Source organism: Mastigocoleus testarum BC008, assembly GCF_001456025.1.
GTDB lineage: Bacteria > Cyanobacteriota > Cyanobacteriia > Cyanobacteriales > Nostocaceae > Mastigocoleus > Mastigocoleus testarum.
Genome location: NZ_LMTZ01000024.1, coordinates 1 through 14,601, shown reverse-complemented (window position 1 = coordinate 14,601; position 14,601 = coordinate 1). Strand labels below are relative to the sequence as shown.

Annotated in this window: 6 protein-coding genes; 5 read left to right on the top strand and 1 reads right to left on the bottom strand. The window is 37.8% G+C overall.

The features are described 5' to 3' along the window. Positions 1-398: 398 nt before the first annotated feature. The 4 genes from BC008_RS05280 to BC008_RS51170 all read left to right on the top strand — a co-directional run bounded on the left by BC008_RS05280 (position 399) and on the right by BC008_RS51170 (position 11,225). Entirely contained in the window at positions 399-2,309 is a 1,911-nt protein-coding gene (locus BC008_RS05280) for a bifunctional serine/threonine-protein kinase/formylglycine-generating enzyme family protein (protein WP_027846016.1), read from the top strand. Positions 2,310-2,639: 330 nt separating this feature from the next. Further along, on the top strand, positions 2,640-5,069 hold the full coding sequence (locus BC008_RS52900) for a bifunctional serine/threonine-protein kinase/formylglycine-generating enzyme family protein (protein WP_235595802.1): 2,430 nt from the start codon (positions 2,640-2,642) through the stop codon (positions 5,067-5,069). Positions 5,070-5,932: 863 nt separating this feature from the next. Continuing rightward, entirely contained in the window at positions 5,933-7,891 is a 1,959-nt protein-coding gene (locus BC008_RS05270; protein ID WP_027846273.1) for a bifunctional serine/threonine-protein kinase/formylglycine-generating enzyme family protein, read from the top strand. A 454-nt stretch (positions 7,892-8,345) separates the two neighbouring features. After that, positions 8,346-11,225, top strand: a complete 2,880-nt coding sequence (locus BC008_RS51170) for a bifunctional serine/threonine-protein kinase/formylglycine-generating enzyme family protein (RefSeq protein WP_235595801.1) — start codon at positions 8,346-8,348, stop codon at positions 11,223-11,225. A gap of 511 nt (positions 11,226-11,736) precedes the next feature. On the opposite strand, the gene BC008_RS05260 is transcribed toward BC008_RS51170, so the two are convergent. Next, on the bottom strand, positions 11,737-12,912 hold the full coding sequence (locus BC008_RS05260) for a phosphoserine transaminase (protein ID WP_027846789.1): 1,176 nt from the start codon (positions 12,910-12,912) through the stop codon (positions 11,737-11,739). A 674-nt stretch (positions 12,913-13,586) separates the two neighbouring features. On the opposite strand from BC008_RS05260, the gene BC008_RS05255 reads away from it, so the two are divergent. Next, positions 13,587-14,456, top strand: coding sequence for a PEP-CTERM sorting domain-containing protein (locus BC008_RS05255; protein ID WP_063800743.1), 870 nt, complete (start codon positions 13,587-13,589; stop codon positions 14,454-14,456). The last annotated feature ends 145 nt before the right edge of the window (positions 14,457-14,601 follow it).

The window sequence follows — 14,601 nt, the reverse complement described above, 5'->3', positions numbered from 1 at the left end:
ATTATGTATCGTTTATCAGATTGAGTGTAAAAATAAAACCAAGTATTGAGCAGACTAAACTTCAGCGATCACCTATATTCTCTTCATCAAAACCTTAGTTTAAAAAGATTAGAAGAATTTGTAGATCATTTATGTATGTTCTAATTTTTCCTCGTATTTCCCATGACTTCTAAGAAATCGTAATTGTTATCATTACTAAATCTACTGTTACAAAGTGTAACGCAATAAGTATCGAAAAAGCTGCCTAAACCGTTGTAGAAATAAAAGAATGTCTAGAAAATTTTATTAAGGTTATTTTCCTATAGAGTTGTAAATGAGACAATGTAAAGCATGTTATTAAGTTTCTGTTTTGATATGTAAACTCTGTTTTAGGGGCATTGGGGGAAATTGAGAATATTGTGACTACACTCGCAGGGCGTTACGAAATAACTCGTCGACTAGGTCGAGGTGGCTTTGCAATTACCCTTCTCGCCAGGGATATCATGCAACCAAGTAAACCCCTATGTGTTGTCAAGCAACTACGCCCTAATCGAGCTCATCCAAGGGTCATAGAGTTTTTTCATAAAGAAGCGAAGATTTTAGAAAAGTTGGGAAAACATCCTCAGGTACCCCAACTACTAGCACATTTTCAAGAAGGTGAAAATCTTTATATTGTTCAAGAATTTATTGCGGGTCACGACCTAAGCAAAGAAATATTTCCAGGGAAGCGGTTGAGTGAAGCTTATGTTCGCAAGTTGTTAAAAGATGTTGTGGAAATATTGTCATTTGTACATCAATATGGAGTAATTCATCGAGATATAAAACCCCAAAACCTCATGCGTCGTCAAGTAGATGGGAGAATTTTTCTAATCGACTTTGGTGCGGTTAAAGAATTGGGAACCTTGGTAGTAAATACTCGTGGGGAAGTTGCATCTAGCGTGATAATTGGCACACCTGGATATATGCCAAATGAACAAAACTTGGGTAAAGCTTGTCTTGCTAGTGATGTTTACGCATTGGGAATGACTGCAATTGCAGCTTTGACTGGTGTTAAGCCCATCGAATTGGAAGAAAACCCCGAAACGGGTGAAGTTCTATGGTTACAACGAGCACAAGTTAGTGCAGAGCTTGGGGAAGTGATTAGCAAAATGGTACGCCGTCATTTTAGTTTACGTTACTCTTGTGCAACAGATTTGTTGCAAGAGCTTAGTACCCCAACCCAGTTACTACAAAAATCATCTGTACCAAGCATAATTTATCCAACAATTTCTTCTGTAAGTACTCCTACAAGGTTTCTGACAAGCCCTTCAATAATAAATTTTTGGAAGCGTCGTCAAGTTATTAAGATACTGGGTTTAGTTGGAGGTGGCTTTATTACTGCAATGCTGGGACATAGAATACTGCAAGGTGCTCCAAAGGAAACTTCAAATGAAAATAATGATTCAAAAATTTTGGAACCAGAAAATCCAGAAAAATTGAAGAATAAAATTACTCCAAAACCTGTATCAAAAAGTGCGATTGTCCTTAAAAGCTTTGGATTTGAAGTTGTTACAGTCAACGCCAAAGGAGATATTGCAGATCGTCAAATCCTTAGCGCCAATTATTTTACCGAATATCTAGGTAATAACGTCACTTTGGATATGGTACAAATTCCTGGTGGTGAGTTTTTTATGGGATCTCCAGCAGATGAGGAAAAACGAAGTGATGATGAAAGTCCCCTACATAAAGTAACTATTAAACCTTTCTTTATTGGTAAATTTCCTATTACCCAAGCACAGTACCAAGCAATAATGGGTGACTATTCTTCTGGGTTAAAATCTGGGAAACATCCTGCGGAAAGCTTGAGTTGGAATAATGCAAATGAATTTTGTCAGAGGTTAACAGAGAAAACAGGGAGAGAATACCGTTTACCTAGTGAAGCTGAATGGGAATATGCTTGTCGCGCTCAAACTACAACACCCTTTCATTTTGGTGAAACAATAACCACCAAACTGGTAAATTATGACGGTAACTATACTTATGCTGATGCACCCAAAGGTGAATTCCGCAACGAAACAACAGAAGTAGGTAGTTTTCCCCCCAATGCCTTTGGTTTATATGATGTGCATGGAAATATTCGGGAATGGTGTCAGGATACGTGGCAAGAAAATTATAAAAATGCACCGAATGATGGTAGTGCTTGGATTGAGGAGAACAATAATACCCATAGGGTCTTACGTGGTGGCTCTTGGAGTAACCTTCCAGCATACTGTCGCTCAGCTTTTCGCTACTATGACGATCCCAACTACGGCTATGAAGATTTTGGGATGCGAGTTATTTGTAGCATTTAGATAAGTAATAATTTACGAAAATAATAACTAGTAATATTTAAGACATTATAACTTTCAGATTTTGTTTCGTCTGTATAACCCTAAAGGATGTTTTTTGATAATAAAATTATTATCTTCGGATGCATGATTATAGAGTGCAATCTATGATTTATGAATAAAAAAAGTATCTCTTCCGAATAATGAAGTTAACAGAATATCTAGAAGACTTTATTAAAAAAGACTTATTTGTTAACTTCATAGTCAGATAATTCAAATCATCTTGCAAAATTTTACCCAAGAAATTTAAACTCTTCTTTAGCGGAATTTGGGGAGATTTGAAATACCGTGATAATGTTAGCTGGACGTTATGAACTTATTCGTCAACTAGGTGGAGGCGGCTCTGCAATTACTTTTCTCGCCAGAGACATGATGCAACCAAGTAAACCTTTGTGTGTGGTCAAGCAACTACGTCCTCACCGAACACACCCACGAGCAATAAAATTTTTCCATAAAGAAGCAGTAATTTTGGAAAAGTTGGGAAAGCATCCTCAGATACCCCAGCTATTAGCACATTTTAAAGAAGGAAATAACCTCTACATTGTTCAAGAATTTATTGAAGGTAAAGATTTAATTAATGAGATGTTTCCAGGAAAACGCTGGAGTGAAGATGATGTCCGTGATTTATTGCAAGATATTTTAGAAGTATTATCATTTGTACATAAATATGGAGTAATTCATCGAGATATCAAGCCTCAAAACCTGATGCGTCGCCGAGAAGATGGGAAAATAGTTTTGATTGATTTTGGTTCGGTTAAAGAACTGGGAAATTTAATAGTCAATTCCCGTGGACATGTAGTTTCAAGTGTCATTGTCGGTACGCCAGGATACATGCCCAAAGAGCAAAGTTTAGGTAAAGCCTGCTTGGCTAGTGATGTTTATGCGGTGGGAATGACTGCAATTACGGCTTTAACTGGTATCAAGCCTTCCAAGTTAGAACATAATCCCCAAAATGGCGAAGTCATTTGGTTAGAAAAAACACAGGTCAGTCAGGATACCGCAGAAGTTATTAACAAAATGGTGCGTCGTCATTTTAGTTTGCGTTATTCTTGTGCAAATGATGCATTGGAAGCCCTTAACGATCGAGTACTTCCACCAGCACCGATAAGCCCAATAAAACTAATTCCAACTTCCAAGCCGCAACAAATAACCCCTACACCGACACTGACACCAAGTTCAACATCGACTTCTTCTCCCAAACCCGAAGAAATAGACTCACAGCTAACTTCACTAACTTCAACTCCATATCCTTCCCCTGAACTTTCCCCTGAGACACAGCAAGTCAGTTCAAACTCAACATCAAATCCGACAAATCCTTCTTCTGAGCTACAACAAACGAGTTTACAAAACTCAGGTCTACCTAATCCAACTTCATACTCTTCACCCAAAATACAGCAAATTAATTCACAAGGTCCAAGTTCACAAGCTTCAAGTTCACAAACTTCAAATTCACAAACTTCAAATTCGCAAACTTCAAATTCGCAAACTTCAAATTCACAAACTTCAAATTCACAGCCTTCTCAGAAAGAACAACAAACAAACTCAAACCCAAAATTAAATCTAAACCCACATTCTTCTTTCCCTGAGTCACAACAAACAAGCTCAGAAAGTTCTATCGCATCAACTCCTCCAACCCCAGAACCCTACACGAAACCACAAAAAATAAAATTAAATTCAAAATCAACTTCAAAATTAGACCCAAATTCAATATCGAACCCAAATTCAAATCTTTCCCCTCAGTCACAACAAACAAGCTCAAACCCAACAGCGACGACAGCAGCTGTAAACCAAACATCACCAATCCCATCACCACCAGTTAATTTGTCGCGTCGAAAAATTCTTCAGATCGTTGGTTTTACAAGCGGTAGCTTTTTAGTTACTGTTTTAGGAAAAACTTTATTTCAAAGTAATCCAGATCGAGTAGTGAAAGTTGACGCAAGTGGAAATATTATCAATCGTCAATTTCTGGACATTAAGTATTTTACAGAGGATTTAGGTAATGGCGTGATTTTGGAAATGGCAGCAATTCCTGGTGGTAATTTCTTGATGGGTTCTCCAGTAGATGAGGAAAAAGCAGATAGCAGTGAAACTCCACAACATAAAGTTACTGTTAAACCCTTTCTCATCGGTAAATTCGCTGTTACCCAACAACAGTATGAAGCAATCACGGGTAAAAATCCTTCTCTATTCAAAGGAGAAAAATATCCAGTAGAACAAGTAAGCTGGAATGATGCCATTGAGTTTTGCAAAAAACTGACAGAGAAAACTGGAAGAACATACCGCTTAACCAGTGAAGCTGAGTGGGAATATGCTTGTCGTGCTGGAACTTCCACTGCATTTCACTTCGGTGAAACAATCACCACCGATTTAGCAAATTATAATGCCAGTAAATATAGCTATGCTAATGCACCAAATGGTCAATATCGCAGGCGGACAACAGAAGTAGGAAGCTTTCCTCCCAATTCTTTTGGTTTGTACGATATGCACGGTAATGTCTACGAGTGGTGTCAAGATATTTGGCATAAAAATTACAATGGTGCACCTAATGATGGTAGCGCCTGGATTAGCAATGCGAGCAGTCCTCGTCGAGTCCTGCGCGGTGGCTCTTGGCGTTACTATGCCCACCTCTGTCGTTCTGCTAGACGCTACTACAATAAACCAGAACTCAAGTTCAGCCACTATGGTTTTCGAGTAGCATGCAGCGAAATACCCAAATTTGTTTAGTAAAATTTAAATCATAAAATTTGTTTTACCCTATTTAGTTCAAGTAAAAGATTAGTTCAAGTAAAAGAATTTTGATTTGTCTGATTTTGCTAATAATCGCCATTATTTAGATTTTTGTCGCAAAATTTAATATTGTGTCTATTTAATCACTTTATAAATATACGACTTTGTAGTCACGCTGCTAGAATTTATTTATGGCGCTAAAGTAAAATTAGAGTACAATTACGGAGTTTTATTATTAATCTAATTTAAGGCATAAAATTTAAGGCATAAAAAAGCACATTTTTACCAAAAAAATCCAAAACGATCTTAGAAATTAAAACTGGACATTGCACAAATAACGGATGAATGTTTTAAATTTGTAGCAGAGTGTAGCCCCCTAAATCTCCCAACTCTGGGGGACTTTAAGAGGTTTATTCCTAGACTGTTGACTTTGTTGTAACTTCCATGATTGTCTTTCATGCAATTTTATGCATTACTTCGTTCCAAGGTTCAGCCTGGGAACCCGTAGTCTTCTTGCTCCCCCTCCAGTAAGGTGTTCGTTGGCAGAGACAAGGAGCAAGTAATGTCACAAATATTGAATAGAAACTTCATCCCCTAAAAACCCACAGAGCGAACATCCCAGGCTAGGTGGCAAAATCATCCCTTAAGTAAGCAACACCAAAAACTGAATTAGTTAATCCCTTAAAGACATTTCTAATAAGTTAACTCTTAGGAGTTTAACTATTACAGCCTTATTAAAGTTATTTTGTTATAAAGTTATTAACAAGACAAAGTAAAGTATTTTTTGAAGTTTTCGCTTGAAGTTTTAGTTTAAACACATACAGTTTGTTTTATCTGCATTGCGGGAGATTTGGGGTATTGTGACTATACTCGCAGGGCGTTATGAAATTACTCGTCAACTAGGTGGGGGTGGTTTTGCAATTACCCTTCTGGCTAGGGATATCATGCAACCAAGTAAACCTTTATGTGTTGTCAAGCAATTACGCCCACATCAAACACAATCGCGAATAATAGAATTGTTCCACCAAGAAGCATCTATTTTAGAGAAGTTAGGACAACATCCTCAGATACCTCGACTGTTAGCCCATTTTCAAGAAGGTGATGACTTCTATATTGTTCAAGAATTTATTCAAGGGCAAGATTTAACTAACGAAATATATCCGGGGAAAATACTGAGCGAAGATTATGTCCATGATTTACTGCAAGATATTTTAGAAGTATTGTCGTTTGTACATGAGCAAGGAGTAATTCATCGAGATATCAAACCCCAAAACTTGATGCGCCGTCGAGAGGATGGAAAAATTTTTCTGATTGACTTTGGTGCGGTTAAAGAGTTGGGAACATTGGTTGTAAATACCCAGGGAGAGGTCGCTTCAAGTATTGCTATTGGTACGCCCGGATATATGCCGACCGAACAAGGTTTAGGCAAACCATGTTTTGCAAGTGATATTTATGCGGTGGGAATAATCGCAATTGCTGCTTTGACCGGTATTCAAGCTTCTGAACTGGAAGAAAATCCCCAAACGGGCGAATTAATTTGGTTAGATCGGGCAGAAGTTAGCCCCCATCTAGCCAAAACAATCAGTAAAATGGTCCGCCGTCATTTTAGTTTGCGTTATTCTTCAGCCAGTGATGCGCTGCAAGCACTTACCAACGGAGCACGATGGACGCGATCGACATTAACAACCCTACAGATCGCATCAAAACCAAAAGAAACATTTAAGTTAGAAGCTGATAAATTATCAGCTTTTACGACTGTTTTTTATACAGGAAAAGATTGGAAACGTCGCAAATTTATTCAAACTATTGGTTTAGTTGGGGGTGGTTTTATTTCTGCTATTTTAGGGCAGCAAATATTTAGTCAGAAAACATTACAAGATATTTTAAATAAAGGTTTTACTGAAAATAATTCTTCAAATGGTTCGGATTCAGAAATTACTGAAATTTCAGAAAAACCTATGATCGGAAATACTCTTCAATCACCACCTTCAAATGCTGCTAATACCCTTAAAAGTTTTGAATTTGAAATAGTTACAGTTAACAAAAAAGGAAAGATTATCGAGCGACAACCAGGTAGCGCCAAGTACTTTACAGAGGAACTCGGCAACAGTATTGCGTTGGATATGGTAGAAATTCCTGCTGGTAAGTTTATTATGGGTTCGTCACCCAGTGAAGGACAACGAGATAGTGATGAAAGTCCCCAGCGCGAAGTAAATCTTAAACCTTTTTTTATGGGTAAATTTACTGTGACTCAAGCACAATACCAAGCAGTAACTGGCAAGAATCGTTCTGTATTCAAACAACAAAGAGCTCCTGTAGAAAGCGTGAATTGGAATGATGCGATTGAATTTTGTCAAAAACTAACTGAGAAAACAGGAAGGGAATATCGCTTACCAACTGAAGCTGAGTGGGAATATGCTTGTCGAGCCAAAACCACAACACCTTTTTATTTTGGTGAGACAATTACCAGTAATTTAGCGAATTACAATGGTAACTCGACTTATGGCAGTGGAGCTAAGGGGCAATATCGCAAGCGAACAACAGAAGTAGGAACTTTTCCCCCCAATGCTTTCGGACTGTATGACATGCATGGTAACGTTTGGGAATGGTGTCAAGACACTTTACATAAAAATTACAACAATGCACCGAATGATGGTAGTGCGTGGATTAGGAACGGTAATAATCGTTTCAGGGTACTTCGAGGTGGTTCTTGGAATTCCGCTTCTTCTGATTGTCGCTGTGCTAATCGTCACTGGTTTTTCTTTACTAGTTACTTCAACTACTTTGGTTTTCGAGTAGTATGTGATGTCGCGCCATAACTGGCCTATGGAGTGTTAGCCTATGTCTTTTGGTCGTTTAGGCTAGATTTATAAGTGTAAATGGCGAAAATTAAAGTTAAAATCCAGATTTTGCCTTATTTTATTGCTTGCTATTAGATTTCTAGAACATAAAAAAATGAGATTTTTTGTCAGTAGATAAAATAACTACTGGACTTAATTTATACTCTGTTTCTGAGCTAATTTTTCAGTCTTCTTTGGATATCATTGGTTTTTTTCATAATAATAGTAATTGCTGCAAAATTTAATTGCTGCAAAATCTTTTATAACAGCCGTGTAAAACATCTTTGAAACAACAAAAAATCCCTAATTATTATGGAAGTTCAAGGAATTTATAGAAAACTTTATTAAAACAAAACTTTCGGATGAAGCTCTAAATTAGACAATATAAAGTATATTGCGAAGTTTTAGTTCGGACATTTAAACTCTGTCTTATGTGAATTGGGGAGATTGGGATATTGTGACCACATTAGCTGGACGTTATGAAGTTACTAAAAAAATAGGTGGTGGTGGTTTTGCAATTACTTTTCTTGCAAGAGATATCATGCAACCAAGTAAACCTCTATGTGTGGTTAAACAATTACGTCCAGACCAAACACAACCGCGAGTAATAGAGTGTTTTCATAAAGAAGCGGCAATTTTGGAAAAACTGGGGGAACATCCTCAGATACCTCGGTTATTAGCCCATTTTCAAGAAAGAGATAATCTTTATATTGTTCAAGAATTTATTGAAGGACACGATTTAGGTCGAGAAATATCTCCAGGTAGGCGATTGGATGAGACTTTCGTCAGCAAATTATTACAAGAAGTCTTGGAAGTATTATCGTTTGTACATAACTATGAAGTCATTCACAGAGATATAAAACCTCAAAATTTGATGCGTCGTCGAGAAGATGGGAAAATTTTTCTGATCGATTTTGGCGCAGTCAAAGAATTAGGAAGTTTGATTGTCAACTCTCGCGGTGAGGTTGCTTCAAGTGCAATCATTGGTACGCCAGGATATATGCCAAACGAACAGGGTTTAGGTAGAGCTTGTTTGGCGAGTGATGTTTATTCTTTGGGGATGACTGCAATTGCGGCGTTAAGTGGTGTTCAGCCTTGTGAATTGGAAGAAAATCCCCAAACTGGTGAAGTGATTTGGTTAGAGCGGACGCACGTTGGTCAAAAGCTAGGGGAAGTAATTACAAAAATGGTGCGCCGTCATTTTAGTTTGCGCTACCCTTGTGCAAAAGATGTATTGCAAGATCTTAATTCGTCAAATCAAATACAATTCTCAATATCTTCTCAACTAGGATTATTAGAAAAAAATATTGGACAAAGCTCCAAAGAAAAAATACAACCTTCAAGCACTCCTAAATCTCAACAACCATTACAATCAAAATCATCGGGATTTTCTTCAAAACCTTATTCTCCGGTAACTTCTTCCCCAGATTCCCCCCCCCCAATCACTTCTTCCTCCAAAAAATCTCCGAATACAAATAGTTGGAAAAGTCAGAAAATCGGTCGAGAAGCAGATTTAGTCGAAAGTAGATTTAATGCTGCTATTTCTAGAAGAACAATGCTACAAAATTTTTCCGGCGAACATAGTGTTTCAGGTCGTCTGAACACAGGGAGTTCAGAAAAATCTGGCAACGAAAGCAGTGTTAAATTTTTACTATTTAACAGTAAAACTACTCTTAAAAGTTTTAACTTTGAAGTGATTACAGTTAATTCCAAAGGAGATGTCATCGAAAACCAGACCCACAGTGCTAAGTACTTTACAGAAGATTTAGGTAATGGAATCGGTTTGGAAATGGTAGAAATTCCTGAAGGTGAATTCTTCATGGGTTCTTCTACGCTTGAGGAAGGGCGAGATGATGATGAAAGTCCTCAACATAAAGTCAACGTAAAACCTTTTTTCATCGGTAAATTTGCTGTGACTCAAGCACAGTACCAAAAAATTATGGGTAAAAATCCTTCTCGCTTCTCAGGAGACAAACGTCCTGTAGAGAAAGTCAGTTGGAATGATGCAATTGAATTTTGTCAGAAATTAACAGAAAAAACAGGAAGAATATATCGTTTACCCAGCGAAGCTGAATGGGAATATGCTTGTAGAGCCAGAACTACGACATCGTTTCATTTTGGTGAAACAATTATCACTAATTTAGCAAATTATGATGGTAATTCTACTTATGCTGACGCACCCAAAGGAAAGTATCGCCAGGAAACAACAGAAGTAGGAAGTTTTTCTGCCAATGCTTTTGGCTTATATGACATGCACGGTAATGTTTGGGAGTGGTGTGAAGATACCCGACACGACCGCTACAATGGTGCACCTGATGATGGTAGCGCTTGGACTGATAGCAATCATCGTTATCGCGTACTGCGCGGCGGTTCTTGGTATATAAATACTGTATTTTGTCGCTCTGCTTATCGCTTTGATCGCAGCCCCCTGAGTACAGAGCATGACGTTGGTTTTAGGGTAGTGTGTGGGGTCCCTTATCTAAAAAGTTTCGATTTTGAAACGGTAACGGTTAACACCAGAGGAAATATTACCAACACTCAATCTAGTACTGCTAAGTATTTCACAGAATATTTGGGGAATGGCATCAGTTTGGAAATGATAGAAATTCCTAGCGGTGAGTTTTTTATGGGTTCACCAACAGGTGAAGAAGGACAAGATGATGATGAAAGCCCTCAACATAAAGTTAATATAAGATCATTTTTTATGGGTAAGTTTGTCATTACCCAAGCACAATACCAAGAAATCATGGGTAAAAATCCTTCTCATTTCTCTGGGGAAATGCGCCCTGTTGAACGGATTAGTTGGTACGATGCGAATGAATTTTGCCAGAAATTAACAGAGAAAACCGGAAGAACATATCGTTTACCTAGCGAAGCTGAGTGGGAATATGCTTGTAGAGCGCGAACATCATCACCATTTCACTTCGGCGAGACGATTACCACTAACTTAGCAAATTATGATGGTAACTCAACTTACAGTAACGGACCTAAAGGTAAATATCATCAGGAAACAACGGAAGTAGGGAGTTTTCCTCCTAATGCTTTTGGTTTGTATGATATGCACGGTAATGTTTGGGAGTGGTGCGAAGATACCAGACACGAGCGTTACAATGGCGCACCTACTACTGGTAGTGCTTGGGTTGAGAATGACAGTGAAAATGACAGTCGTTCTCGAGTTTTGCGTGGTGGTTCTTGGTATATCAATCCTGTATTTTGTCGTTCTGCTTACCGCTTTGACCGCAGCCCTGCCACCATGGAGTATGATGTTGGTTTTCGGGTAGTTTGTAGTGTTTCCTCTAAGGCATTTTCCTAAGGTTTTACAGTATCTGCTTGTGATAGCTGTGGCGCTATTAATGCTGCTAGCGGTTCCGCAGGTAGTACAGCTAGAGGCTCCTCCGCCATCGCCGAAGGCTCTAGGTATCACGTGTCCTGATAAAACATGACATAACTACAAACAAAGATTTTTTAAAACAAGTAATATCATGTCCGGTAAAACACTTGTAATAAGGTTCGTAGTAGCGCTTTAGCGCAATAGACAAACATTGGCGCTAAAGTGCTACTACAAACATATTTTTTCATAAGTAATTAAGCGGGTATCATATAATACCAATTCAATAAGTCTATCTGTCTCATTATTTTTCCAAATTGGTATAATTAAGCGGACGTGATGTGAAGTATGGACAACTTGTGATACTTAGAACTTTGCAATGCTTCCTGTTTCAATGGGAGCATGGGAGCAGTTATCCCTCTTTCTTCCCACACTCCCCTTTATCACTCAATTAGGTAACCTTCTACCGGGATGGGAGTATAATTACCTCCTTAACTTACCCGTTTTTCTTAATCGTTGCAAAACCCCAGTTTAGCCATTGAGTCAAAGCTTCCATATCTTTGCTATCGACAGTTGCACCACCCCAAATCCGCAAACCGGAAGGAGCATCGCGATAAGCACCGATATCATATGCAACGCCTTCTTTATCCATCAGAGATACTAACTCTTTCGCTTTAGCTGCTTGTTCTTCCTTGCTTAAAGATTTGTACCAACTATCAACAATAATTAAACAAATGGAAGTGTTGGAACGAATTGACTTATCTGCAACTAAGAAATCAATCCAGTCTGTTTTCGCAACCCAACTTTCTAAAACTTGGAGATTTTTCTGGGAACGTTCAATTAAAGAATTCAAACCACCAATAGATTTTGCCCAATTTAAGCCATCTAGTGCATCTTCAACGCATAACATCGAAGGTGTATTAATTGTTGAACCTTGAAATATTCCTTCAATTAATTTACCACCCTTAGTTAAACGGAAAATCTTTGGTAGGGGTCTGTCCGGCGTATAACTTTCTAATCTTGCAACTGCACGGGGTGATAAAACTATTACACCATGGGCAGCTTCTCCACCCATAACTTTTTGCCAAGAATAAGTTAATACATCGATTTTATGCCAAGGAATATCCATTGCATATACAGCGGAAGTTGCATCGCATAGGGTCAAACCTTGGCGATCGTCTTTAATCCAATCTCCATTCGGAACCCTAACACCGGAAGTTGTTCCGTTCCAAGCAAACACCACGTCTCTGTCTGTATTTACTACCCCGAGTTCGGGAATTTGACCGTAATCAGCTTTATAAGCGTTAACATCTTGAAGTTTCAACTGCTTGACAACATCAGTTAGCCAACCTTGACTAAAACTTTCCCAAGCTAAAACATCGACACCTCTTTCCCCTAGCATTGTCCACATCGCCATTTCAAAGGCACCGGTATCAGATGCTGGTACAATACCTAATCTGTAATCACTGGGTACTTGTAATATTTCTTTGGATAATTCGATTACTTGATGTAACTTTCCTTTTCCTAACTTGGAACGATGCGATCGCCCTAAAGTTGCGTCTTTTAAATTTTCTAATGACCAACCGGGACGTTTGGAGCAAGGACCAGAAGAAAAATTAGGATTTTGAGGACGAATAGTAGGTTTTTGAGCGATTATATCTTGTGTTTGCATTGCTTTATATATACTTTGTTTGAATCTTGTTGGGATTAAGTTCGCACACGAATATTTATAGGATTACTGACTGCTACCTTAGGCAAACTTTTGCCCATCATCATAACTGATTATGAGGTATTTATTACTAAATAGTTTTACTATGTCAGCTGATTAGACAGTTGTCACATTAGTTGCATTCACTGAAATTGGTAATGAGGATGTACATCGGTGCACCCCTAGCGATTGAGAACTATTGGGATGAATTATTTCCCGAAAATTCCTTCTACGTAAAAATAACTTGAAGCAAATCCCCTATCTTTATAAATTTTATACAGATAAAAATTAATAATTTCCTATGAAATCATTACGCTAAAAGACATTAGCTAATTTTAAGTAAAAACTGTAATTTAATGTTTATGTAAATGCCCGTAGAAATGCTGGCACCTCAAAAAAAATGCGATTATCGTAACTTATCACGGGCAAACAAATAGTATCAAATAAATGCTTGGAGATAGTTTTAAAGAATAAGCAAATTAACTGTAAAATTCTTTTTTCTACTATCTATATCTACTTTTATGAGTTGCCTGTTCAGATTAATTTCTGTACTGTACTGGCGTTAATCTAATACTTTTTCAGTCAATTTTTAAATCCAAAATATTTCTGAAAATTCATGTAGATTGAGGTAAACGATCATGAAAAATATAAAATTTTTGTCTGTTAAGACTGTTAATACTTCTGTAAAAAATGTTTTAAAAAGCAAGATATTCACTCATTCCATATTTGCAATAGCGTCTATCTCAACAATTATTGGTTCGGGAAGTGCACAGGCTTACGAAACGTTTTTTGGTGAAGATTTAGGTTTAGGTGAAGGTACAAGATTATCTAGTACACCCAATGCAGATACTACAAAAGATGAATTTTTGTCTAATTTAGTTGGAGTGGGAACAGAAACATTTGAAAGTTTCGCTCCAGGAAGTCTTCCACCAATTCCAATATCATTTCCAGGTGCAGGGACTGCAACATTACAAGGTTCTGGAACAATAGAAAATGTTCCTACTGGTACTAACGGATTTGGTCGCTACCCCATCTCCGGAAACCAGTTTTTTGAGGTTGGAACTGGTAATTTTGCAATTGATTTTTCTGATCCAGTAGCTGCATTTGGTTTTTATGGAATAGATATTGGTGACTTTAATGGTCAGGTAACTTTAACACTTGCTAGTGGTGCTACACAATCTCTTACAGTACCTAATACTGTAAATACTGCCGGTGGTTCCGTATTATACTATGGTTTGATCGCAGAAAATTCTAACGAAGCCTTCACTCGTATTGATTTTGGTAACACTAGTCTAGGAACAGATGTATTTGGTTTTGATGACTTTACAATCGGCAGCTTACAACAAGTAAAACCACCAACAAAATCAGTACCTGAACCCACTACAATCCTTGGTTTACTAGCAGTTGGCGGATTTGGTCTTCGTTCTTCAATCAAACGTAACTCAAAGTCGAAATTTTCTGCTAAATCTGCCAAACTAAATTTGCCAAAGTTTAAATATTTTACCTAAGGGAATGGCACAGCTTAGCTGTGCCAAGACTAAATTACAACAATTTTATAAATCTGAAGATATAGCAATCGCCAGCTTAGTTAGGACGTAAGGTAAGATAGATCGAGAAGTGATTAGTCTGGACAATTCCAATGGCAAGGTCTTA